General features: G+C 61.3%; 22 protein-coding genes. 7 read left to right on the plus strand and 15 right to left on the minus strand.

The genetic code is table 11. The annotated features are described in order from the left end of the window. Positions 1–88: 88 nt before the first annotated feature. The 7 genes from LKD23_RS03920 (at position 89) to LKD23_RS03950 (ending at position 9,282) form a co-directional block, all read left to right on the plus strand. The gene (locus tag LKD23_RS03920; protein WP_227620476.1) at positions 89–2,119 is read left to right on the plus strand and encodes an ABC transporter substrate-binding protein; all 2,031 of its coding nucleotides are present in this window, start codon (positions 89–91) and stop codon (positions 2,117–2,119) included. Positions 2,120–2,302: 183 nt separating this feature from the next. Further along, the gene (locus LKD23_RS03925; protein ID WP_227620478.1) at positions 2,303–3,244 is read left to right on the plus strand and encodes an ABC transporter permease; all 942 of its coding nucleotides are present in this window, start codon (positions 2,303–2,305) and stop codon (positions 3,242–3,244) included. An 11-nt stretch (positions 3,245–3,255) separates the two neighbouring features. Further along, a complete protein-coding gene (locus tag LKD23_RS03930) occupies positions 3,256–4,275 on the plus strand; it encodes an ABC transporter permease subunit (RefSeq protein ID WP_368670620.1) in 1,020 nt (339 codons plus the stop codon). Positions 4,276–4,287: 12 nt separating this feature from the next. Then, the gene (locus tag LKD23_RS03935) at positions 4,288–5,340 is read left to right on the plus strand and encodes an ABC transporter ATP-binding protein (protein ID WP_227620481.1); all 1,053 of its coding nucleotides are present in this window, start codon (positions 4,288–4,290) and stop codon (positions 5,338–5,340) included. A 1-nt stretch (position 5,341) separates the two neighbouring features. Beyond that, positions 5,342–6,274, plus strand: a complete 933-nt coding sequence (locus LKD23_RS03940; protein ID WP_227620483.1) for an ATP-binding cassette domain-containing protein — start codon at positions 5,342–5,344, stop codon at positions 6,272–6,274. Between the two features lie 144 nt (positions 6,275–6,418). Continuing rightward, on the plus strand, positions 6,419–8,146 hold the full coding sequence (locus LKD23_RS03945) for a class I adenylate-forming enzyme family protein (RefSeq protein ID WP_227620485.1): 1,728 nt from the start codon (positions 6,419–6,421) through the stop codon (positions 8,144–8,146). A gap of 23 nt (positions 8,147–8,169) precedes the next feature. Next, entirely contained in the window at positions 8,170–9,282 is a 1,113-nt protein-coding gene (locus LKD23_RS03950; RefSeq protein ID WP_227620487.1) for an SGNH/GDSL hydrolase family protein, read from the plus strand. Positions 9,283–9,346: 64 nt separating this feature from the next. Here the strand turns inward: LKD23_RS03950 and LKD23_RS03955 are convergent, their stop codons facing one another. The 15 genes from LKD23_RS03955 to ffh all read right to left on the minus strand — a co-directional run bounded on the left by LKD23_RS03955 (position 9,347) and on the right by ffh (position 23,676). Further along, positions 9,347–9,904: a DUF4358 domain-containing protein gene (locus LKD23_RS03955; protein ID WP_227620489.1), complete on the minus strand. Its 558-nt coding sequence runs from the start codon at positions 9,902–9,904 to the stop codon at positions 9,347–9,349. A 136-nt stretch (positions 9,905–10,040) separates the two neighbouring features. Then, entirely contained in the window at positions 10,041–10,481 is a 441-nt protein-coding gene (locus tag LKD23_RS03960) for an Lrp/AsnC family transcriptional regulator (protein ID WP_227620491.1), read from the minus strand. Positions 10,482–11,151: 670 nt separating this feature from the next. Further along, positions 11,152–13,071 (minus strand): PTS fructose transporter subunit IIABC, encoded by a 1,920-nt coding sequence (locus tag LKD23_RS03965; protein WP_227620493.1) that lies wholly within the window; start codon positions 13,069–13,071, stop codon positions 11,152–11,154. Between the two features lie 22 nt (positions 13,072–13,093). Continuing rightward, entirely contained in the window at positions 13,094–13,999 is a 906-nt protein-coding gene (gene pfkB, locus LKD23_RS03970; protein WP_227620495.1) for a 1-phosphofructokinase, read from the minus strand. Continuing rightward, a complete protein-coding gene (locus LKD23_RS03975; RefSeq protein WP_227620497.1) occupies positions 13,996–14,751 on the minus strand; it encodes a DeoR/GlpR family DNA-binding transcription regulator in 756 nt (251 codons plus the stop codon). The genes pfkB and LKD23_RS03975 overlap by 4 nt, the downstream gene beginning before the upstream one ends. A 419-nt stretch (positions 14,752–15,170) precedes the next feature. After that, on the minus strand, positions 15,171–16,652 hold the full coding sequence (locus LKD23_RS03980; protein WP_227620499.1) for a C69 family dipeptidase: 1,482 nt from the start codon (positions 16,650–16,652) through the stop codon (positions 15,171–15,173). 117 nt (positions 16,653–16,769) lie between these two features. Beyond that, complete coding sequence (locus LKD23_RS03985) at positions 16,770–16,997, minus strand: DUF1653 domain-containing protein (protein ID WP_227620500.1); 228 nt, start codon at positions 16,995–16,997, stop codon at positions 16,770–16,772. Positions 16,998–17,061: 64 nt separating this feature from the next. Then, on the minus strand, positions 17,062–18,915 hold the full coding sequence (uvrC, locus tag LKD23_RS03990; protein WP_227620502.1) for an excinuclease ABC subunit UvrC: 1,854 nt from the start codon (positions 18,913–18,915) through the stop codon (positions 17,062–17,064). Further along, a complete protein-coding gene (locus tag LKD23_RS03995; protein ID WP_227620504.1) occupies positions 18,912–19,154 on the minus strand; it encodes a hypothetical protein in 243 nt (80 codons plus the stop codon). The genes uvrC and LKD23_RS03995 overlap by 4 nt, the downstream gene beginning before the upstream one ends. Positions 19,155–19,238: 84 nt before the next feature. Beyond that, positions 19,239–19,502, minus strand: a complete 264-nt coding sequence (locus LKD23_RS04000; protein WP_005920365.1) for an HPr family phosphocarrier protein — start codon at positions 19,500–19,502, stop codon at positions 19,239–19,241. A gap of 282 nt (positions 19,503–19,784) precedes the next feature. After that, positions 19,785–21,020 (minus strand): tRNA (guanosine(37)-N1)-methyltransferase TrmD, encoded by a 1,236-nt coding sequence (gene trmD, locus LKD23_RS04005; RefSeq protein ID WP_227620506.1) that lies wholly within the window; start codon positions 21,018–21,020, stop codon positions 19,785–19,787. A 3-nt stretch (positions 21,021–21,023) separates the two neighbouring features. Continuing rightward, positions 21,024–21,560 carry a ribosome maturation factor RimM gene (gene rimM / locus LKD23_RS04010; RefSeq protein WP_227620507.1) on the minus strand — a complete coding sequence of 179 codons (537 nt, stop codon included), beginning with the start codon at positions 21,558–21,560 and terminating at the stop codon, positions 21,024–21,026. A gap of 181 nt (positions 21,561–21,741) precedes the next feature. After that, positions 21,742–21,975 (minus strand): KH domain-containing protein, encoded by a 234-nt coding sequence (locus tag LKD23_RS04015; protein ID WP_015565586.1) that lies wholly within the window; start codon positions 21,973–21,975, stop codon positions 21,742–21,744. 16 nt (positions 21,976–21,991) lie between these two features. Next, entirely contained in the window at positions 21,992–22,234 is a 243-nt protein-coding gene (gene rpsP, locus LKD23_RS04020; protein WP_015565585.1) for a 30S ribosomal protein S16, read from the minus strand. A gap of 86 nt (positions 22,235–22,320) precedes the next feature. Further along, a complete protein-coding gene (gene ffh / locus LKD23_RS04025) occupies positions 22,321–23,676 on the minus strand; it encodes a signal recognition particle protein (RefSeq protein ID WP_227620509.1) in 1,356 nt (451 codons plus the stop codon). Positions 23,677–23,678 lie beyond the last annotated feature (2 nt).

Genomic DNA, 23,678 nt, shown 5'->3' on the forward strand with positions numbered 1-23,678 from the left:
AGCCCAACTGTCCGCTGACGGGAAACAGCGGGCACCGCGCAACGCGAATGCTGTCCCTGTACAGCAACAACAAGAAAAGAGGGAATTTATGATGAACACTTCCATCTCCCGCCGTCAGTTCCTGAAGGCCAGCGGTCTGGCAGCCGCCGGTGCCTGCGCAGCCGGCCTGCTGACCGGCTGCGGCGGCTCTTCTTCCGGCAGCGCCTCCGGCGCAGCCTCCTCCGGCTCCAGCTACACCATCCTGTACGACAGCCAGCCTGCCACCCTGAACTACCTGACCACCGGCACCGACCTTGAGATGGTCGTCGGCGCAAACTGCGTGGACACTCTGGTCGAGTACGACAACAAGGGCGTCATGCGCGAGGGTCTGGCCACCAGCTGGGACTGGGATGCCGACACTCTGACTTGGACGTTCCATCTGCGGGAGGAGAACTGGGTGGACTGCAACGGCGAGGTCGTCGCTCCCGTCACGGCGCAGGACTTCGTGGACGCCCTGAAGTACGTCCTGACCCCGGATTACGCCGCCTCCAACGTGGGCCTCGTCACCGGCTACATCGCAGGCGCTGACGACTACTACAGCTACCACGTCTACCTGAACAACGCCAACACCGGCGTCGTGGACGAGGACGGCACCACCTACACCGTGGATGCCGACGGCGTCGTCACCGTCGCCGCCCCCGGCGCAGACCCCGCCACCTATGCACCCGTGGATTTCGAAGCCGTGGGCGTCACCGCTGTGGACGAGCACACCCTGACCTACACCCTGACCTATGATTTCCCGGGCTTCCTGAGCCTGCTGTGCTACCTGCCCTATGAGCCGGCCTACGGCCCGCTGCTGGAGGAGACCGGCGACCAGTTCGCCACCAGCGCAGAGACCACCTACAGCTGCGGCGCATTCTATCTGGCCGCCTATGAGTCTCTGGAGACCTGGGTCATGAAGAAGAACCCCGAGAACTACGACGCCGCCAACGTCTTCATCGACACCATCAGCCGCATCTACAACGCCGAGGCCAGCGTCAACGGCCCCGAGATGATCAAGCGCGGCGAGATCGATGAGGCCACCATCGGCTCCGACATCCTCGACAGCTGGCTGGCCGACGACACCACCAAGGATATGGTGTCCATGGACCGCCCCAACACCAACTACACCTACTTCTATATGTTCAACTTCATGCCCTTCTCCCACGAGTTCTCCAACTGGAGCGTGGAGGGCATGGACGCCGAGTATGAGCCGGAGAACTGGGCCAAGGCCATCAACAACACCAACTTCCGTAAGTCCTTCCTCTATGGCATCAACAACTCCGTCACGCTGGCCGTCAAGGCACCCGAGGGCTACGACAACTACAAGCTGAACACCATCACGCCCCCCAGCTTCTGCGCCAACGCTGACGGCGTGGACTACCTGAAGTGCGGCGACCTCGCCAACATCACCGAGTTCTTCGACGAGGCCAAGGCCAAGGAGTACCGCGACGCCGCCATCCCCGAGCTGACCGCCGCAGGCGTCACCTTCCCCATCAAGGTGCAGCTGCCCTACAACCCCTCCTCCACCGACTGGGACAAGCAGTGTCAGGTGCTCAAGCAGCAGCTCGAGGGCGTGCTGAACGACGGCTTTGACTTCATCAATATCGTCATCACCGCCGGCCCCTCCGACAGCTTCCTGTCCAGCGTCCGCCGCAACGGCAAGTTCGCTTTCCTGCTGTGCAACTGGGGCGCAGACTACTCCGACCCCCAGACCGAGACCGACCCCTTCTATCAGGCCGAGGGCGCACGCGGCAGCCGCTACGCCTTCCTGCGCACCGGCGTCGAGGACGGCTTCATCACCGGCGACACCGCTGACGCCGTCATGAACTACATGAAGGCCATCGAAGCCGCTGTGGAGATCACCGATGACATCAACGCCCGCTACGATGCCTTCGCCAACGCCGAGGCTTCCCTCATCAACAACGCCCTCGTCGTCCCCATGGGCATGAGCGTCCCGGCCTACATCGCCACCCGCCTGAACTACTGGGAGGGCCAGTATGCTTCCACCGGCTTCTCCAACAAGCGCCTGAAGGGCATCCACGTCCTCGACCACTATGTCTCCATGAGCGAGTACGAGGCCAACCGCGACGCCCGCTAAGCTTTTCTGACCGTTCTGCCGCCCTCCGTTTTCCCCCGGGAAAGCGGAGGGCTTTTTATTTCTGAAGGCTCTCAGATGAATTTTTAGAGCAAACTTTGCCAAATCACTTTCCAAAAGTAGTTTTTTGTTGTATTCTATTCCTATCCGACATTCATTAAATAAAAGAGAGGGGTGCGCACAGATATGCTCAAATATCTGGCGAAACGCATCGGGCGCTCGATCCTGACCCTGTTTGTCATCGTCACGCTCGTATTCTGCCTTTTGCGGCTGATGCCGGTGGAAGGCTATTTTGCAAACTACGAAAAAATGACCGAGGCCCAGATTCAGGCCGGCCTGCAGTCGATGGGCCTGCTGGACCCGCTGCCGGTGCAGGTCGGCCGCTTCTGGGTGAATGCCCTCCACGGCGACCTCGGCGTGAGCCACATCTATAAGGTCAACGCCTCCGTCACCAGCATCCTTGCCAAGAAGCTGCCCATCTCCATCCAGATGGGCGTCTTCGCCATGCTGCTGAGCCTCGTCATCGGCATTCCGATGGGCCTGTTCATGGGCCGGTTCAAGAGCCGCTGGCCCGACAAGCTGGGCACGGCCATCATCGTGCTCATTCAGGCCGTGCCTGCGGCGGTGTATTACCTCTACATCCAGATGTACGGCACTACCGCGCTGGGCGTGGGCCTGCTCTTCGACACCTCCAACTGGAAGTACTGGGTGCTGCCCGTCTGCTCCATGAGCCTCGGCAATGTGGCGTTCTACGCCATGTGGCTGCGCCGGTACATGGTGGACGAGAGCAACAAGGATTACGTCCGCCTCGCCCGGGCCAAGGGCGTCAGCGAGAACAACATCGCCCTCCGCCACATCTTCCGCAACGCGATGGTTCCGCTGGTGCAGTACATTCCCTCCGCCTTCCTCAACACGGTAGTCGGCTCCATCTACATCGAGAGCCTCTACAGCATCCCCGGCATGGGCGGTCTGCTGGTCACCTGCGTCCAGCGCCACGACAACACGATGGTGCAGGGCATCGTCCTGCTCTACGCCTGCGTGGGCATCATCGGCCTCATTCTGGGCGACCTGCTCATGGTGCTCATCGATCCCCGCATCAGCTTTGGCAAGAAAGAAGGTGGCCGATAATGCTTTTCCGTATGAAAGATGAAAAAGCGCACCAGCTGGAAGCACAGCTGGACAAACTGCAGGCGGACGGCCCCGCCGCATGGGCAGAGCTGCCCGAAGAAGAGCTGTTCACCCCCGCCGGGTTCAGCGAGGAGCGGGCCGAGGCCACCTCCTACTCCAATTACAGCTACTGGGGCAGCACCTTCCGTGCATTCTTCAAGAACCGCATCGCGGTCATCCTCCTCGCCGCCCTCATCGCCGTGGTGGCCTTCGCATTCCTCCAGCCCTATCTGCCCGGGCAGGCAGACCCCAACTTCTGCGCCGTGGACCCCCTCACCGGCGTCCAGTACCGCAACATTGCCCCCGGTGAGGATGGCTTCATCTGGGGTTCCAACGCCATCGGACAGGACCTGTGGGCACGCATCTGGGCCGGCGCACGCACCAGCCTGACCATCGCCTTCTTCGTGGCCCTCATCGAGGCCGTCGTGGGCATCACGGTGGGCGTGCTCTGGGGCTATGTCCGCCAGCTGGACTTCTTCTTCACCGAGCTGTACAACATCTGTGACAATGTGCCCTCCACCATCATCCTCATCCTGATCTCTTACGTCGCCAGCCCCAGCGTCAAGACCCTCATCCTCGGTATGTCCATCACAGGCTGGATCGCCATGGCGCGCTTCATCCGCAACCAGATCCTCATCATCCGCGACCGTGACTACAACGTGGCATCCCGCTGCATCGGCACCCCCACCGCCCGCATCGTGCTGCGCAACCTGCTGCCCTACCTCGTGTCGGTCATCATGCTGCGGATGGCCCTGACCATCCCCGCCGCCATCGGCAGTGAGGTGTTCATCACCTACATCGGCCTCGGCCTCTCGGTGGAGACTCCCTCGCTGGGCAACCTCATCAACGATGGCCGCAAGGTCATGATGCAGGCCGGACTGCGCTATCAGCTGCTCTACCCCACCATCATCCTCAGCTTCGTCACCATCGCGTTCTATCTCATCGGCAACGCCTTCTCCGACGCAGCCGACCCGAAGAACCATCTGCAGTAAGGAGGCACAGGGATGAAAAAGAACGAACTGATCCTCTCGGTGCGGGATCTCAACATCAAATTCAATCTGCGTGGAAAGATCCTCCACGCCATCCGCGGCATCGACCTCGACGTCTACCACGGCGAGGTCCTCGCCATCGTGGGCGAGTCCGGCTCGGGCAAGAGCGTGTTCACCAAGTCCTTCATGGGCCTGCTGGACTCCAACGGCTCCATCACCTCGGGCACCATCGACTACTTCGGAGCCGACGACCACCAGCCCATCCGCCTCTCCGCGCTGAAAAAGGAGAAGGACTGGCTGAAGGTCCGGGGCCATGAGATCGCCATGATCATGCAGGACCCCATGACCAGCCTGAACCCCCTGAAGACCATCGGCGACCAGATCATGGAAGCCGTGGAGCTGCATCAGGGCCTCAAAGGCGCTGCGGCCAAGGAGAAGACGCTGGAATACCTGCGGGATGTCGGCATCGCCGACCCGGAGGTCCGCTTCAAGCAGTATCCCCATGAGTTTTCGGGCGGTATGCGCCAGCGCGTCGTCATCGCCATCGCCGTGGCCTGCAACCCCCAGATTTTGATCTGCGACGAGCCGACGACGGCTCTGGACGTGACCATTCAGGCCCAGATCCTCGAGCTGCTGAAGGAGATGCGGGTCAAGTACAATCTGACCATCATCCTCATCACCCACGACCTCGGCGTCGTGGCCAACATCGCCGACCGGGTGGCCGTCATGTACGCAGGCGACATCGTGGAGATCGGCACCTCCGACGAGATCTACTACGACCCCCGCCACCCCTATACATGGGCGCTGCTGTCCAGTATGCCCCAGATGGGCGTGAAGGGCGAGGACCTGTTCAACATTCAGGGCACGCCCCCGAACCTCTTTACGGAGATCCGCGGCGACGCCTTTGCGCCCCGCAACCCGCTGGCCCTGAAGATTGACTTCGTCAAGCGTCCCCCCTACTTCGACGTCAGCGCGACCCACCGGGCCAAGACGTGGCTGCTCGACCCCCGCGCACCCAAGATAGAGCCGCCCGCCGCTGTGCGGATGCTGCAAGAGGAGGTCAAGTAACATGGCAGACGAACGCGAAGTATTGCTCGAGGTGAAAGACCTCGAGGTGACTTACGGCTCCGGCCGCAAAGCCTACAAGGCCGTCAAGAACGCAAACTTTACCATCTATAAGGGCGAGACCTTCGGTCTGGTGGGCGAGTCCGGCTCGGGCAAGACCACCATCGGCCGGGCCATCATGCGCATCCTGCCCACCTCCGGCGGTCAGGTGCTCTACAAGGGCCAGCAGATCAACGGCAAAATTTCCCACGCACTGGACAGGCAGGTCATCAAGGAGATGCAGATGATCTTCCAAGACCCCCAATCCTCCCTGAACGAGCGCGCCAAGGTGAGCTACATCGTGGGCGAGGGCCTGATGAACGTCCGGCCCGACCTCTCCGCCGCCGAGCGGGACGAAAAAGTCCGGCAGGCGCTGCTGGATGTGGGCCTGCTGCCGGAGTTCGCCTCCCGCTTCCCCCACGAGTTCTCGGGCGGCCAGCGGCAGCGCATCGGCATCGCCCGCGCCCTCATCGTGGAGCCGGAGTTCATCATCGCCGACGAGCCGATCTCGGCGCTGGATATGTCCATCCGCGCACAGGTGCTCAACCTGCTGCGCCACCTGCAAAAAGAGCGCGGCATCACCTACCTCTTCATCGCCCACGACCTCTCGGTCATGCGGTACATCTCCGACCGCATCGCCGTCATCCACAAGGGTGACATCGTGGAGCTGGCCGACGCCGAAGAGCTGGTGACGCACGCCATCCACCCCTATACCCGGAGCCTGCTGTCGGCCATCCCGATGCCCAGCCCCCGCCGCGAGCGGCAGAAAAAGCTGCTGGTCTACGACCCCGCCATCCACGACTACTCCGCCGAGGCTCCCCAGTGGCGGGAGCTGCGGCCCCGCCACTGGGTGCTCTGCAGTGCCGCCGAGGCCGAGGCATGGTGCCGCGAATTGTAAACTTTTTCTTGCGTTTTCCTCATTGTTCTTCCCCTGTTTATTGACTTTTGTCCCCCGCTCTACTACAATAGCAGGAGTGGCATTGGAACAAAACAGAAGACCCGCCCCTTCCGGGGCCTACAAACATAAAGGAATGAGGAATCGATGATGACGCAGGATCCCATTTACGCATCTCAGGCTCGGCCTTGGCTCAAATATTACGATCAGAAGTACATTGAGCAGACCATTCCCACCGTCTCGGCATTCGAATATGTCTGCCAGCGGAACAAAAACCATCTGAACGACACCGCGCTGGATTACTACGGCCGGAAGTTCACCTATGCTGACCTCATCGTCAACGTCAAGAAGACTGCCGCCGCCCTGCGGGGCGTCGGCGTCCAGAAGGGCGACATCATAACGGTCGTGAGCGTCATGACCCCCGAGGTCATCGCCCTGTTCTATGCAGCAGACATGATCGGCGCCACCCTGAACCTCGTAGACCCCCGCTACAGCGTCGAGGGCATCCACGAGTACATCGAGGAGGTGGACTCCCATCTTCTGGTCTGCCTGAACGTCGTGTACGAGCGCTGCCGTCAGGCCGCCAAGCGCACCAACGTGGAAAAGGTCATCGTCCTCTCTCCGGCCGACTCCCTGCCCCCGGTGATGGCCGTGGGCTATAGGCTGACCACCCCCGACAAGAACAAGTACGCCTCCAACGCCATCCGCTGGAAGCAGTTCATCGCAAACGGCAAGAACCAGAGCACCGCTGCCGAGCCTTACGACCCCGACCATGCCTGTGTCGTGGTCCACACCGGCGGCACCACCGGCTCTCCCAAGGGCGTCATGCTCACCGACAACAGCTTCAACGCCATCGCGCAGCAGTTCCGTGCCTACGATAAGCTGTTCCACCGGGGCCAGAAGCTCATGAATATCATGCCCCCCTTCATTGCCTACGGCTACGCCTGCGGCGTCCATCTGCCGCTGGTGCTGGGCTTCACGGTCATCATCATCCCCAACCTCGACCCGGCCAAGCTGGGCAGTCTGGTGCTCAAGTACAAGCCCGAGCATATGTTCGGCGTGCCCGCCCACTACCAGCAGCTGGCCGCTGACCCCAAGCTGCGGGATAAGGACCTCTCCTTCATCCTCAACTACGCCGCCGGCGGCGACGCCATCGCCCGGGGCGCAGAGCAGACCGTCAACGACTTCCTCGCCGCCCATGGCGTCCGCTACCCGATCGCCAAGGGCTACGGCATGACCGAGGTGGCCTCCGCTGCCACCGTCGCCGCCGGCACGAACAACAAGCTGGGCAGCGTCGGCATCCCGATGGTCAACACCCTCGTCGCCGCCTTCGAGCCGGGCACGGACAAGGAGCTGCCCATCGGCGAGCGGGGTGAGCTGTGCATCTCCGGCCCCACCACCATGAAGGGCTACTACAACAAGCCCGACGAGACGGACATGATCCTCCGCCGCCACCCCGATGGCCGCATCTGGGTGCACACCGGCGACATCGGCTATCTGGATGAGGACGGCTTCGTCTTCCTCGACTCCCGCATCAAGCGCCTCATCATCCGCCACGACGGCTTCAAGGTCTTCCCCTCTATGATCGAAAACGTCATCAGCCGCCACCCGGCTGTCCATCAGTGCTCTGTGGTGGGCTGCGCCGACAAGGATCATGTGCAGGGCCGTCTGCCCTTCGTCTACGTCGTGCTCAAGCCTGACACCACGGCCAAGAAAAAGCAGGTGGTGCGGGAGCTGGAGCGGATGTGCGCCGAGGAGCTGCCCGAATATGTCCAGCCCGTGGCCTACAAGTTCATCCCTGAGATGCCGATGACCCCTGTGGGCAAGATCGATTACCGTCAGCTCGAGGCCGACATCTCTCCCCGCGACTATTGATCTCACGAAAGGATTTTTCTGCCATGAACAAGCGTTTTGCAAGTCTGGCCGTCTCCGCCCTGCTGCTGGTGTCGATGTTCAGCGTCCCCGCACTGGCTGAGGGCGCTGACACAGCCGCCGATACCGCTGCCGCCAGCGATGACCACGTTATCGTTACCCTGAATCCGGAAGCTGCCCTGCAGCCCGAGACCCCGGCAGACGCCGAGGCCTCTGCCACCGAGACGGCCAAGGCCGACCCGGACCCCTCTGCAGCCGAAGCTGCGGTCTCTGAAGAAAAAGAGGATAAGCAGCTCACCTACGTCGCACTGGGCGACAGCATCTGCGCCGGCGTCGGTCTGGCCGATGTCCAGTACAGCGCACGCGCTGGCTACAGCGTCGATATGGCCCCCAACTTCAAAGGCTACTCCCCCAACTGCTACGTCGGCAAGGTGGCGGAGACGCTCGGCCTCGACCGTGACCACGCCATCAACCTCGGTCTGCCGGCCCTGACGGCCCCCGACCTCGCGGATATGATCCAGTATGGCAAGATGCCTCAGATGAATATGGCCTCCGGCTGCGAGTACAACTACCCGGAGTTTCAGGATTACATCCGCAAGGCCGACGTCATCTCGGTCCAGATCGGCTCCAACGACGCCTTCGTCCCCTGCATCGTGGGTCTGGGCAACGCCACCAACTGGAAGAGCGAGAAGCTGGCCGCCACCATTCTGGCCGGTGATCTGCGCAGCGAAGGCTCCGGTTCCACCATGTCCACCATCTACCGCAGCATCAAGGACATGAAGCTGACCAAGGCAGAGACGGACGCCACATGGAACCTCTTCTTCTCCGGCATGAGCAAGATCTGCGACGAGACTTACCCCAAGACCTCCGCCGCCCTCATCTCCATCGTGCAGGAGATCCGCAAGCTGAACCCGGACGCGCAGATCATTCTCATCGGCTACACCAACCCCGTGCCTCTCATCCCCTGCTGGCGCAGCTACTTCAACAAGCTGAACAAGTTTGAGAAGCAGATCGCAAAGACTTACGACCTGACCTATGTGGCCATCCCCAACACCGAGACCACCCTTGACGTGCATCCCACCATCAAGGGCCATGCCTACATCGCAAACAAGCTCGTGAACGCCATCGAGAATCCGTAACGACCGATAACGCAAAGCCCCCGCTTCCAGCCGGAAGCGGGGGCTTTTTTGGTGCACAGGGGGATTATGCAGCCAGAGCTTTTTTGATATTTTCGAGGACGGTGTCGCTGTCCTCGCAGCAGACCATGACCACCTCGCCGGTGGGGACGGTCACGACCCGGGCTGCGCAGGCGATCTCGTACTGGTCCTCCAGATACCGCTCCATCGCCTTCTGCTGGCTCTGGACGTAGGCATCCATCGCATCGACGACATCCTGCGTCCTGCCCTCTGCGGGCTTGACGATGGCCACGCCGTAGACGCTGACCATCATGCCGGAGACGGAGGCGGCAAAGTCGTCGTACATACCGTCCTCGAGGCCCAGCAGGGGCATCATCATGTTGGCCACCTCATCGGAGAGCTGGTCAGCCTCGTATTCGGCGCTGTAGCCGTACTGGGCGGTGAACTTGCCGTCTTCTCCCTTGGTGAAGATCATCAGATACTCGTTGTCCTCATCACTGCGGGCGTCGTGGAGGATCTGGGTATAGTCCTTCTTTGCGGCCGCAGAAGAGCTGCCGGACGTGCCGCAGCCCACCAGAGCCAGCATCAGGATACCGGCCATCAGACAAGCAATGATACGTTTCATATTCAGTTTTATCCTTTCGTTCGCAGGGTGGAATTTTTCGGTACACAGCGATAGTATTTGATGTTTCAGCGCTGCTATTCGATAAACGTCCCACAGCGGGCGAAAATTGCACCGCAGATGTAACAGTTCTGTGAACTCAGAGCATCATGGCCTCAAGGTCACCGTGGTTCACGGGCGTCGAGAGGATGATCTGGGTGCTGGTCGTTCCCAGTTTCTGGAACTGCAAGATCAGGTGCTCCAGCTGGGGCATACTGCCGCAGCTCACCTTGATGAGGAAGGTGTAAGCGCCCGTGACGTGGTAGCACTGCAGCACCTCCTTGCTGTTCTGCATCAGCTCCACCAGTTCGTCGCGCTGGGACGGGGCCACCGACAGGCTGATGAGGGCGTCCACATAGACCCGGTCGGCGGGGCGGTTGAGCATCACGGTGTAGCCGCTGATGATGCCGTCGGTTTCCAGCTTATGGATGCGGCTGGAGACGGCGGGGCTGGTCAGTGCCACCTTTTCGGCGATCTCCTTCACCGGCATACGGGCATTCTTTGCGAGGAGGGCGAGAATCTTGCGGTCCAAATCGTCCATGGAAAAAGTACTCCTTTTGAAATATGTTACATTATCCAAAATTTTTCGAAAGTAAAGTTTTATTGTTGTAGCAATAGCACAACCCGTGCAAAAGTCAGTTTTCGTTTTGCCGCCTTTAATTATATAAAGTTTTGGTCAAAAAGTAAAGTGTTAAATTAAAGCAAAACCAAAATTTTGCATTTGACAAGAAAATAAATTCGGGTATAATACATACTGCAAGGCAACGCCTCAGAGTTTCCGCTGTGCCGCCGGTCTTCCGGTGTTCGGGCACGACACGCTGCCGTCCAATGATGCGATTCACCACTTTATATACTTTCCCACCCCTCTATACACAAAAACCCGCTGCCAGGCGGGTTTTTGTGTTTTCTATGCCTTTTTCCTCCCTGCCAAAGCCTCTCCCTTTGGGAGAGGTGGCTGCGAAGCAGACGGAGAGGGCAGGCCCGGTATGAAAAAGCCGCTGCATAGCGATGGGCAGACTCTTTGCAAGAGCGATGCCATCGTCGCCTTTGTGCCCTTTGTCAGCGCCCTTGCCCTCTCAGGCGCTGCGCGCCAGCTCTCCCAAGGGGAGAGCCGTATCAACTGCATCTCCCATACCAAAGGCCCCCACCCGGTGCTGCCGGGTGGGGGCCTTTGGCGATTGATACCTGAAAAAGAAGAGGATGGCTTTTCGTTACTCCTCGGTGCGGTTTTTCTTGAGCAGGCTCAGGATGACCGCGCCCACGACGCTGCCGATGGCCAGAGCCACACAGTACATCACCGCATGGTCCACCACCGGGAAGACGAAGATGCCGCCATGAGGAGCGCGGAGGGCGCAGCCGAAGGTCATGGACAGAGCACCGGAGAGGGCTGCACCGATGACGCAGCTGGGCAGGACGCGCAGCGGGTCGGCAGCGGCGTAGGGGATCGCACCCTCCGTGACGAAGCAGAGGCCCATGACGTAGTTCACGATGCCGTTGCGGCGCTCATCGGCCGTCCACTTCTTGGGGCAGAAGGTGGTGGAGAGGGCGATGGCGATAGGAGGCACCATGCCGCCCACCATAACAGCGGCCATGACCTCATAGTTGCCGGAGGCGAGGGCTGCGGTGCCGAAGACGTAAGCTGCCTTGTTGAAGGGGCCGCCCATGTCGATGCTCATCATACCGGCCACGATCGCACCCAGCAGGACCTTGGAGGTGCCGCCCATGGCGTTCAGCCAGTTGGTCACAGCGGTGTTGATCATGCCCATGACGGGGTTGATGCCGCACATGACCGCGCCCACGATGAGGATGCCGCCCAGCGGGTAGATGAGCATGGGACGGATGCCGTTGAGGCTGGCGGGGAGCTTCTCGGTGATCTTCTTGAGGAACTCCACCACATAACCGGCCACGAAGCCGGCCAACAGGGCGGCGAGGAAGCCGCCGGAGACGCCGGTGGTCTCACCGGCAGCAATGCCGGCGAAGTTGGTGCCGTTCATGGCCAGCACGCCGCCTGCGAAGCCGACGGCCAGACCCGGACGGTCAGCGATGGACATGGCGATGAAGCCCGCCAGAATGGGAAGCATATAGCTGAAGGCTGCGCTGCCCACCGTCTTGAAGAAGGCGGCCAGCGGGGTATTCATGCCGAAGTTTGCGGGGTCGATGCTGTAATCGTCCAGTAGGAAGGCCAGCGCGATCATGATACCGCCGCCCACCACGAAGGGCAGCATATGGGAGACGCCGTTCATCAGGTTCTTGTAGAGGCTGCGGCCGAAGCTGTCGGTGGCAGAGGCGTCCTCTGCGGCCTGTGCGCCGCCCTCTGCGTGGAAAGCGGGGACTTCGCCGGAGGTGATCTTCCGGATAAGCTCCTCGGGCTTGTGGATGCCGTCGTCCACCCGGGTGAAGAGGACAGGCTTGCCGTCGAAGCGGGCCGTCTCGATCTTCTTTTCCGCCGCCACGATGATGCCGTCGCAGTTGGCGATCTCGTCCTTGGTCAGGATGTTCTTTGCGCCGTCGGAGCCGTTGGTCTCCACCTTGATGGGCACACCCATCTTTGCACCGGCCTTGTTCAGGGCCTCAGCGGCCATGTAGGTGTGGGCGATGCCGTTGACGCAGGCGGTGACAGCCAGCACCCGGTAGCCCACATTGACCTCCTGATCGGTGAAGCTCTCATCGCCGAACTGCTCTTCCTCCTGCGCGTCGATGGCGGCGAGGAAGTCCGCCGGGGTCTTGGCGGTGCGCAGCTTCTCCACGAAGTCCTCATTCATGAGCATCTGCATCATGCGGGCCAGCATATCGACGTGGAGGCTGCCATTCCGGGGCGCTGCGATGGCGAACAGCAGGTCGGTCTTGCCGTCGTCCTCGGCGTTGTACTGCACCGGGGTGCTCAGGCGGAGAGCCGCGAGGCTGGGCCGGGTGACGCAATCGCACTTGGCGTGGGGGACGGTGATGCCGTTGTCCACATAGGTCGAGCCTTCGTCCTCGCGGGCGTAGAGGCCCTTTTTGTATGCCTCCTTGTCCTTGATGTTGCCATGGGTCGCCTGCAGTTCCACCAGACGGTCGATGATCTGGCTGCGGTCCTGCTGGGCCTCGTCCAGTGCGATGGACTGTTCCGTAAACAATTCCGTGATTCGCATAGTGTTCTCCTCCTTCTATCTCTTAAATCGTCGCCAACAGGGCGTCGATCATTTCCTTCTTTGCCAGCCCGAGGCTGAATGCGGTGGCGCTGCCGCAGGCAGTGCCCAGCCGGAGGGCCTCCCGATAGCTGCCGCTGCGCAGGTAGCCCGCCACAAAGCCGGCCACCATGCTGTCGCCTGCGCCCACGCTGTTGACCACCCTGCCCTTGGGGGTGCCGATGCGGTGGACTTCGCCCTTCTCGTCCAGCAGGAGCGCGCCATCCCCGGCCATGCTCACCAGCACGTTCCGTGCGCCCTTTTCCTGTAAGGTGCGGGCAGCAGCGGTGATGTCGGCGTCGGTAGTGAGGGTGCGCCCCACGATCTCGCCCAGCTCGTGGTTGTTGGGCTTGATGAGGAAGGGGTGATACTGCAATACGTTCACCAGCAGGTCGCGGGTGGCGTCCACCACCGTGTGGACGCCGTGGCCTTCCAGACGGGCCAGCAGACGCTCGTAGGTGGTCTGGGGCAGGCTGGACGGGATGCTGCCCGCCAGAATGAGGATGTCTCCCTCTGCCAGCTGGTCGAGCTGGGCTTCCAGCTGCCCCATCGCGCTCTCGGGGATGTCGGGGCCTGCACCGTTCAGCTCGGTCTCCTGCCCGGCCTTGATCTTGACGTTGATGCGCGTCATGCCCTGCGCGAGATGGATGAAGTCGGTGGTGATGCCCTGCGCGGCCAAGCCCCGCTCGAGCCATGCCCCCGTCTCACCGGCCACAAAGCCCAGCGCCGTGCTCCGGCATCCCAGCTCGGCCAGCACGCCGGACACATTGATGCCCTTGCCGCCCAGCACGCAGTCCTCGCCCTTGGCGCGGTTCACCTCGCCCACCTCCAGCGGCCTATCCAGCCGCACGACATAGTCGATGGCCGGGTTGAATGTTACTGTGTAGATCATTCTGCTGCCTCCTTTATCAGAGTGAATTGTCTGTATTTTGGATTCGGACAATGGTTCGTCAGGATCGCACCGCCGGAAAGCTCGGCGATGACCGCCGGGTAGACGCGGGCGAACTTGGAGTCATCCACAAGGAACCACGCTTCTTTGGCCCGCCGCACCGCCGTGGCCTTGACCGCTGCCTCTTCGGGGTCGGGGGTGGTGAATCCGGCGTCCAGCGCCACGCCGTTGGCCCCCAGAAAAGCCTTCGTGAAGTTGTACTGCTGCAGGCTGTAAAGGGCCGCAGCGCCGATGATGGCCTCTGTCTCGGGCCGCAGCAGCCCGCCCAGCAGAAAGACCTTGCAGCCCTTCTGGGCCAGCGTCCGGGCGTGGGCCACGCCGTTGGTGACGTACCGGGCATCCAGCGCCGGGCCATTCAGCTCCCGGACGAGGGCCAGCGTGGTGCTGCCTGCATCCAGAAAGACGAAGTCCTCTGCGGTGATGAGGGCCGCAGCCGCCTTGGCGATACACTTTTTCTGGGCGACGGCCAGCGCTTCCTTCGCGGCCATCGTCGGCTCGTCGGCGAGGAACTGGCTGTCGGGCAGCGTCGCGCCGCCGTGCACCTTGTTCACCTTGCCCATCCGGTCCAGTTCGTTCAGGTCGCGGCGGATGGTGGATTCGCTGGCATCCAGCGCCTCGCAAAGCTCCTGCACCGTCGCGGTGCGCTGCTGGCTCAGAAGCTTCATGATGCGGGCCAGCCTCTCTTCTGCCAACATCTTTATCCCTCCTGTTGCACGATTCTGGTTGTGTTTGAATCGTTTTGACTGTTTCTGTCTGTATTATAGCAAATCATCCGTCAAAATCAATCACCTTCCGTCAATTCATCTGCCAAAATATATCTCCTAAAATCAGTCACTCTGCACAAACAGTAGGATACAACCCGCAAAAGAGCACAAAAAATCCGCCCCGGAGCGTTCTGTCCCGGGGCGGATGGCGATTTCATGACTCTGTCTGACCGATTTTGACGGTTTTAGAAGCTGTTTTCGTAAGCAGGGTGCGCCGGATGACGAGAGTTTTTGCCCCGCAGGCAAGGCGATTTTCCGCAGTAATCCTTGGTGGATTACAAGGGAAAGCAACGCAGTATGCGGGCAAAAAGACCGTTCAGACGGTGTGCAATGCTTATAAAAACGGCTTCTCAAGCGTCCGAACGGGCGTAGGCGTTCTTCATGCCGCTGCTCAGCTCAAAGAGGACCTTGTCCAGCGTATCGGCGGCACGCTTCTTCAGCTCGGCGGCGATGGCGGTGTTGGCCTCCTCCCGCAGGGCGGCACGCTGGCCCTCTTCGGCGGCAGAGATCTTTCTGTCGTACTGGTTCAGCAGGGCACGGCTGGCGGAAAGGACGCCCTCCTCGTACCGCTCCACATGGATGAGGCTCTTGGCATAGGAGGCATCGGCCATGGCGGCGATCATCCGGCTCACCCAGTAGAAGCTGTCGGTGGAGACCTCGCCGGTGGTGCAGGCGAGGTAGGCCGGGGTACGCTCCACGTTGGCGTAGAAGGGCACCATGGTGTTGAAGGCGTTGGAGGCGTAGGCGATCCACTCCACTGCACGGATGTCCTCGGGCAGGTCAGGCCGCATCTGGATGAGGGCCATGAAGTCGTTGCGGTTGATGCCGATGGAGCGGTAAGCGCCCTTCATGCTCTTGTCGCCATAGCTGGCGTAGGGGTCGAAGGGAGTGCCCTGATAGTGGGAGGACAGCACATACTTCACGTCCTCCGGGGTCAGCTTCCGCTCCGGCACCATGCACCAGGGCAGGTCGTCCGACCGGGGGCCGTAGTCGGCGGCAGGGCCGTCCCAGACCCATGTATTCGGGTTGAGGTGGCGAAGCATGAACCATGCCCGGGGGGTGTTGTAGACATGGTCGGCATCGTCGTGGCTGCCGAAAGCGTCCCGGGGGTTCAGGCAGCCGTCCAGCGAAAGGTCGAGGTGGTTGTCCCGGATGAACTCCCGCAGGTCGGACGAGCAGAGATAGTTTTCCTGTGCGCCAAAAGCGTCCTCGAGGTCGAAGGCGTCGATGCCCAGCTGGTTCGGCATGACCACATAGGCGTCGTCCGGCACCCGGCGGGCCATCCAGTGGTGGCCGCCGATGGTCTCGAGCCACCAGATCTCGTCCACGTCCTGAAAGGCGATGCCGTTCATCTCATAGGTGCCGTACTCCTCCAGCAGTCTGCCCAGACGAAGCACGCCCTCCCGGGCAGAGTGGATGTAGGGCAGGACGAGGTAGACGATGTCCTCCTCGCCGATGCCGCCGGGCACTTCCGGCTGACCGTCCTGCGCGGGCTGGTAGACCACCAGCGGGTCCGCGCCCAGCACCCGGGGGTTGGAGGTGATGGTCTCGGTGGCCGTCATGCCCACGTTGGCGGCGTTGACGCCCGAAGCGGCCCAGATGCCCTTGCCCTCCACGGCGTTGGGCATTGCGGTCATCCGCAGAGCATTGCCCGGCAGGGGGATCTCCACATGGGAGAGGACGGATCTGTAGACAGCCGGATGCTCCTCCGGCTGGACGACGACGAACTTTTTCGCCGTGAAGTGGCCGGAGCCGGAATCGTCGTTCCGGGCGATCATGGTCGAGCCGTCATACGAGGCTTTTTTGCCCACAAGGATGGTAGTACAAGCCATAGCTTTTATCCTCCGAAGTTTTTCTTTTTCTATGCCAAAGTTTTATGGATCCCGTCTCGCAGGTCTGTTTGCCCTGCAAAACCCATTGTATCGCGTTTCGGCAGACAGTGCAAGCCCTCACTCGCCGATATAGGCAAAGCGCGGCTGACGTCTGCCATCCCGCTCCACCACCTCGGCCCACATAGCCGCCGGGCGCACCCAAAGCCCGCCCTCGCCGTACAGGGGACGGTAGACCACCATCTCCTCCTCGGTCTCGCTGTGGCGGGCCATCCCGAGGACCTGATACTCGTTGCCCTTGAAGTGCCGGTAGCGGCCCGGGCGGATGTCGTATTGGAACTGGTACATAAAAACTCCTTCCCTGCAAAAAGCCCGGTCACAGACTGGTCTGCGCCGGACTTTTCCACTTGCTTCACCCCTGCGGGTGGAAATATTCGTAAATGGTCTGGGCCATCTGCCGCCCCACGCCGGGGGTGTTCTCCAGCTGGTCGGGGGTCGCCTCTTTTACGGCTCCCACGCTCTTGAACTGGGCCATCAGGGCCTTGGCCGTCTTGGGGCCGACGCCCGGCACCTCGGTAAGGGTGGACGAATAGCTCTTTTTGTTCATCTGCTGTTTGCGGTACGCATTGGCAAAGCGGTGCGTCTCGTCCTGAATGGCCGTGATGAAGGTAAACGTCCCCCGGTTCATGTTAATGGCGATCTCCCGGCCCTCGCTGTCCACGATGGCGCGGGTGCGGTGGTGGTCGTCCTTCACCATGCCATAGAGCGGCACATCCGCCAGCGCGGTCCCGGCAAGAGCGGCTTTGGCGGCGCCCACCTGTCCTCTGCCGCCGTCCATCAGAAGCAGGTCCGGCTTCTGGCCGAAATAGTTGCTGCTGGGTTCGCCGTTCGCGGCCATTCCGGAGTATTTTTCGTATTCAGCCGCACGGCGGGAGACGGTCTCGGCCAACGAGGCGTAGTCGTCCGTACCGGCCACCGTCTTCATCCGGAACTTCCGGTAGCCCGCCTTATAGGGCTTGCCGTCCCGGAATGTGACCATGCCGCAGACGCTGGTGCCGTCGCCCCAGTTGGAAATGTCGTAGCTCTCGATGGTGCGGGGAGGCTTCGGCAGGCCCAGCACCTGTGCCATCTCGTCCAGAAGCTTTTCCTCCCGGGCATAGCGGCCGCTCTCCCGGGCCAGACGCTCGACGGCGTTGGTGTGGGCCATCTCGACCAGATGCGCCTTATCGCCCCGCTGGGGGACGTAAAGCTGCACCTCGCTGCCCCGCTTTTCGCTGAGGGCCTGCTGCAGGGCGTCGGCGTCCGGCGGCAGCTCGTCCACAGCGATGACCTTCGGGATCTGCTCGTCATCAAGGTAGTACCGGGGCAGGAACTCCTCCCGCACCGCCGGGATGTCGGCGGTATCGTGGAAAAGAAACTCCCTCTTGTCCGTCAGCCGTCCCTCCCGGAACCGGAGAACGGCCGCGCAGACGCTGCCGGGCGTGCCCGCCAGCGCCACCACGTCCATCTCCACGTCGGGGTCCACCACGACCTTCTGCCCCGCCGTCACCTTGGTGATGGCGGCGATCTGGTCGCGGATGAGGGCCGCTGTCTCAAATTCCAGCCGGTCAGAGGCCTCCTGCATCCGCTCGCTGAGGAGCTTCAGGATGTCCTTCTTGCCGTAACGGATGAGGTGGACGGCGCTTTTGACGGCCTCGTTGTAGTTCTCGCAGCTGATCTTTCCGCTGCACACAGCCATGCATTTTCCGATGTGGGCGTTCAGACAGGGGCGTCCCCGGCCGATCTCCTGCGGGAACCGCCGGTTGCACCGGGGCAGCAGGAAAGCGTCCATCGCCGTCTCGGCCATCTGCCGGGCCGCAAAGCTCGAGGTGTAGGGGCCGATATACTCCGCGCCGTCGTCCTCCTTCTGGAGGGTGAACGAGAGGCGGGGCCACTCGTCCTTCGTCACCTTGATATAGCTGTAGCCCTTATCGTCCTTGAGCAGGATGTTGTACTTGGGGGTGTGGGCCTTGATCTGGCTGGCTTCCAGCACCAGCGCCTCAAACTCGCTCTGGCAGACGATGACATCAAAGGCGTAGGCGTGGGCGATCATCTGGCTGACCTTGTTGTCGTGGGGCACGCCCTCCCGGAAATACTGGCTCACCCGGATGCGCAGGCGCTTGGCCTTGCCGATATAGATGATGGTGTCGCTTTTGTCCCGGATGATATATACTCCGGGCAAAAGCGGCAGCATACACGCCTTTTGGTATAGCTCCGCCTTGGTCATTCTGCGCTCTGCTTCCGGTTCTCGCGGGCCTTGCGGATGCATCCGATGGACTGGAAGATGCCGAACCATGCGGGCAGAGTGGCCCACTGGCTGGGCTTCTCGTCCTCATCGGCCGCAAACCACAGCGCCGTCTGCACGATGAGCAGGGTCACAAAAACACCCAGCGCAAAATACCAAGGACGACCGGAATCGCAGAAATCAACATACTTGCGCAGGGTCTCTTCACTCAGTCTTTTCATGGAAATGCCTCCCTTTGTTCTGATGCGAAATACCAAAAAAGCGGCAAGGATGACCCCCGCCGCTCATACACGAATGGAACTGGATTACTCTGCAAAGCCGGACTCGACCAGCTTGATGAGGCCATCGACAGCAGCCTGCTCGTCGGCGCCATCGGCGATGATGCGGATGGTGGTGCCGCCCACGATGCCCAGAGACAGGACGCCCAGAAGGCTCTTAGCGTTCACGCGGCGCTCTTCCTTCTCGACCCAGATGGAAGACTTGAACTCATTGGCCTTCTGAATAAAGAAGGTTGCCGGACGGGCGTGCAGACCAACCTGATTTTCAACGGTAACTTCTTTGACGTACATAGTAAAACGCTCCTATCTATTATCGTTCTAAGGAATGTAATTATGTTTCGCGCCTGTTGCGTTGTGATTATTTTAGCGCAAAGCGAAACCGTTGTACAGACCCCGGACGCATTTTTGGCGGTTTTCCCAAGGATGAGGGGGGCATTTTTCACCTTTTATACAAAGACAACAAAATTATTCCCCGAGTGTTGGCGAGGCAATACAAAAGTTTTCAACATTTTTTCGACCACAGGCCGTACTATGACATTCTTCCTGCTCCTCTGACTGCGTCCGACAGGCTTTTCAGCCCTCCCAGCGCATCACGAGCAGCTCACAGCGCCGCTGCACGAAGCCGTCCTCTGCGGGGTCAAAGACCTGTGCCGCCTCCCCGGTCAGCTTCCAGCCCATCCGGCGGTAAAGGGCGATGGCGCGGGTGTTCTGGTCCAGCACGGTCAGGGTCGGATGCTCATGCTCTTCCAGCTTTTTGCGGGCAAAGTCCAGCATCTTCTGGCCGATGCCCTTTCCCCGGGCGTCTGCCGCGACGAACAGATGCTCGATGCGGCCCGTCTTGTGGTCTACGCTCACCATACCGTCCGGCACATCCTTCGTGGTATGGAGATAGCAGGCCCAGCCCTCTTTTTTCTCTGCCTTGAGCTGGGCGAGGAAGGCTTCCTCCCGCAGACCCGCACAATACTCTGCCGTCCAGTTCCCGGCGCAGATGGTGCGGCGTCCCTCACAAAAGAGCTTCGCCGCCGCCTGATACTGTTCCTCTGTCCGGACGAGGCGGACGTTTTCGCCCCGTTTCCACTTGGGCAGCTCGGTGATGGGGTGGGTCTCACACCACTGTTCATACAGCTCCGGGCGGCGCAGACGGGTGCGCTCCCGGCTCTTTTCGCCCCGCCATGCGTCGATCTTCTGGTGGTCGCCGCCCAGCAGGACGTCGGGCACGGCACGGCCCTCCCAGACCTCGGGGCGGGTATACTGGGGATATTCCAGCAGGCCGTCCCAGTAGCTCTCCTCCTCGTAGCCCTTCTGCTCGGCCAGAACGCCGGGCTTGAGGCGGAGCACGCTGTCGGCCACCACGAGGCTGGCCAGCTCGCCGCCGGTGAGGATATAGTCGCCGATGGAGATCTCTTCGTCCGCAAAGGCATCGATGACCCGCTCATCGATGCCCTCATAGTGGCCGCAGACCAGCGTGAGGTTGTCGTACTCGGCCAGTCTGCGGGCGTGCTCCTCGGTGTAGCGCTGACCACCCGCCGTCAAGAACACGATATGCGGGGCAGGACGCCCCTGTTCCGCCACTTCCTTCTGGACGGCCCGCAGGCAGTCGGCGATGGGCTGGGCGTAGAGCACCATGCCGCAGCCGCCGCCGTAGGGGTAATCGTCGGTCTGCTTCTGCTTGTTGAGGGTGTAGTCCCGGATCTGATGGCAGTGGGTCTCGATATAGCCGCGCTTGGCCGCGCGGCCGATGATGCTGGCGTCCAGCACCTGCTGGCACATTTCGGGGAAAAGGGTCACGATGTCCACGCGCATTCCCATCGCTCACTCCCCCTCCCGCTCACTGTCACAGTCGTCATCCAGCAGGCCCGGGATGGGGGTGACGAGGATATAGCCCTCGGGCGGGTTGCGCTCTTTCAGGAAAGCGTCCACGCCGGGGAACATATATTCTTTTCCGCCGGGGGCTTTGACCGTGTAGATGTCCTGTGCGCCGGGATGGTCCACGCTGGTAACGACGCCGTACACTTTGCCGGTGTCGGCGTCCCGCACCTCGCAGCCGATGAGGTCGGCCACATACCACCGGCCCTCCGGCAGGGTGGCGTCATTGCGGTCGAAGTAGAACACCTGCCCCCGCAGGGCGCGGGCGGCGTCCATGTCGTTCACGCCCTCCAGCTGGAGCAGCGCCATCTGCCCCTGCGGGCGGATGGAGGTGATGTTATAGCACTTGCCGCCCTTTGCCGAGGCATAGAGGCGGCCCGTCTTTTTGAGGAAATCCACGCCGTCGCACCACAGCTCCAGCTTCATTTCGCCGCGCACGCCGTGGGTGGTGACGACCTTGCCTGCTTCCAGATATTGCTGCATAAATTCGCTCCTGTTTAGCGTCCTTGCCCTCTCCGTCAATGCTTCGCATTGCCACCTCTCCCAAAGGGAGAGGCTTTTGGCTCCCCCTTTGGGGGAGCTGGCGCGCAAGCGCCTGAGAGGGCAAGCTCGTTTATAAATCAAAAAGGCCCTTTGCCATTACAGCAAAGGGCCTGTAGGGTGCTTAGTCGATCTCAACAAGGACCTTTTCATCGACCCGCACAGCAGCCGCGCGCATCACCACACGAATGGCTTTTGCGATCCGGCCCTGCTTGCCGATGACACGGCCCATATCTCCCTCTGCCACGCTCAGGTGGTAGACGATGGTGCCGTCCTCGCGGGGGGCGTCCACCGTAACCTTGACGGCGTCCTTATCCTCCACGAGGCCGCGGGCAACTGCCAGCAACAGCTCCTGCATGAGTCAGCCCTCCACCTTACAGAATGTTGGACTTCTTCAGCAGCACACGGACGGTGTCGGTGGGCTGAGCGCCGTTGGCGATCCAAGCCTTGGCCTTCTCACCGTCGATGCTCACAACGGAAGGCTCCTGATTGGGATCGTAGGTGCCGATCTCCTCGATGAAACGGCCGTCGCGGGGGAAGCGGCTGTCAGCGACAACAACACGATAGAAGGGAGCCTTCTTGGCGCCGACGCGGCGCAGACGAATCTTAACTGCCATGGTAATATCCTCCAAAAATTTCTTGTTCCCCGGCTTGCGGGGGTTAAATCTATCTGTACAACCCCGTGCCGGGGTGTATACCGTAATTATTTCATGCCCCGAAAGGCGCCCGGGTTGCCCATCATGCCGCCCAGCTTGCGGGCAAAGCCCTTCGGGCTTTTCTTGAGCTGCTTCATCATCTTCTGCATCATCTCAAACTGCTTGAGCAGCTTGTTGACGTCAGACACCTGCGTGCCGCTGCCCGCTGCGATGCGGCGCTTGCGCTTGGGGTTGATGATGGAGGGGTCCTCGCGCTCGGCCTTGGTCATCGAGTAGATCATGGCCTCGATGCGGTCGAAGGCCTTCTCGTCGATCTGGCTGGCGTCGATGCCGGACATCCCGGGCAGCATGCTCAGCATAGCACCTGCGCCGCCCATCTTGCGGATCTGGGCGAACTGGGCCAGCATATCGTTCATATCGAACTTGTTTTCCATCATCCGCTTGGCGGTCTCTTCGGCCAGCTTCTCGTCGGCAGCGTCCTGTGCGCGCTCGATGAGGCTCAGCACATCGCCCATGCCGAGGATGCGGCTTGCCATGCGGGAGGGATGGAAGACCTCAAGGTCGTCCAGCTTTTCGCCGGTGCCCTGAAACTTGATGGGCTTGCCGGTAACGGACAGCACCGAGAGGGCTGCGCCGCCGCGGGTATCGCCGTCGGTCTTGGTGAGGATGATGCCGTCGATGCCCACCGTCTCGTTGAAGGTCTTGGCGACATTCACTGCGTCCTGACCAGCCATGGCGTCCACGACCAGCAGCGTCTCGTCCACGGGGACGGCTTCTTTGATCTGGACCAGCTCCTGCATCAGCACTTCGTCAATCTGCAGCCGGCCTGCGGTATCGAGGATGACGATGTCGTTGCCGTAGTCCTTGGCGTGGGCCAGCGCCTTGCGGGCGATCTCCGGGGGCTTGGCACCCGGCAGGGTGAACACCGGCGCACCGGCCTGCTTGCCCACCACCTGCAGCTGATCGATCGCAGCGGGGCGGTAGATGTCGCAGGCCACCAGCATCGGGCGGCGGCCCTGCTTGATGTAATACTTGGCCAGCTTGGCTGCGTGGGTCGTCTTACCGTTGCCCTGCAGGCCGCAGAGCATGATGATGGTCTGGCCCTTGTTCTTGATGACCAGACGGGGGGCTTCCTCGCCGCCCATCAGAGCGATCAGCTCTTCGTTGACGATCTTGACCACCTGCTGGGCGGGGGTCAGGCTCTCCATGACCTCCTGCCCCATCGCACGCTCCGAGACCTTTGCGCAGAAGTCCTTCGCCACCTTGTAGTTGACGTCGGCTTCCAGCAGGGCCATCCGGACTTCACGCATAGCAGCCTTGATGTCCGCCTCGTTCAGCTTGCCGTGGCCGCGCAGCTTTTTGAACACACCGGCAAGGCGGTCGGTCAAAGATTCAAATGCCATTG

Origin of the sequence: Faecalibacterium butyricigenerans, from assembly GCF_020687345.1 — a bacterium.
Lineage (GTDB): Bacteria > Bacillota > Clostridia > Oscillospirales > Ruminococcaceae > Faecalibacterium > Faecalibacterium butyricigenerans.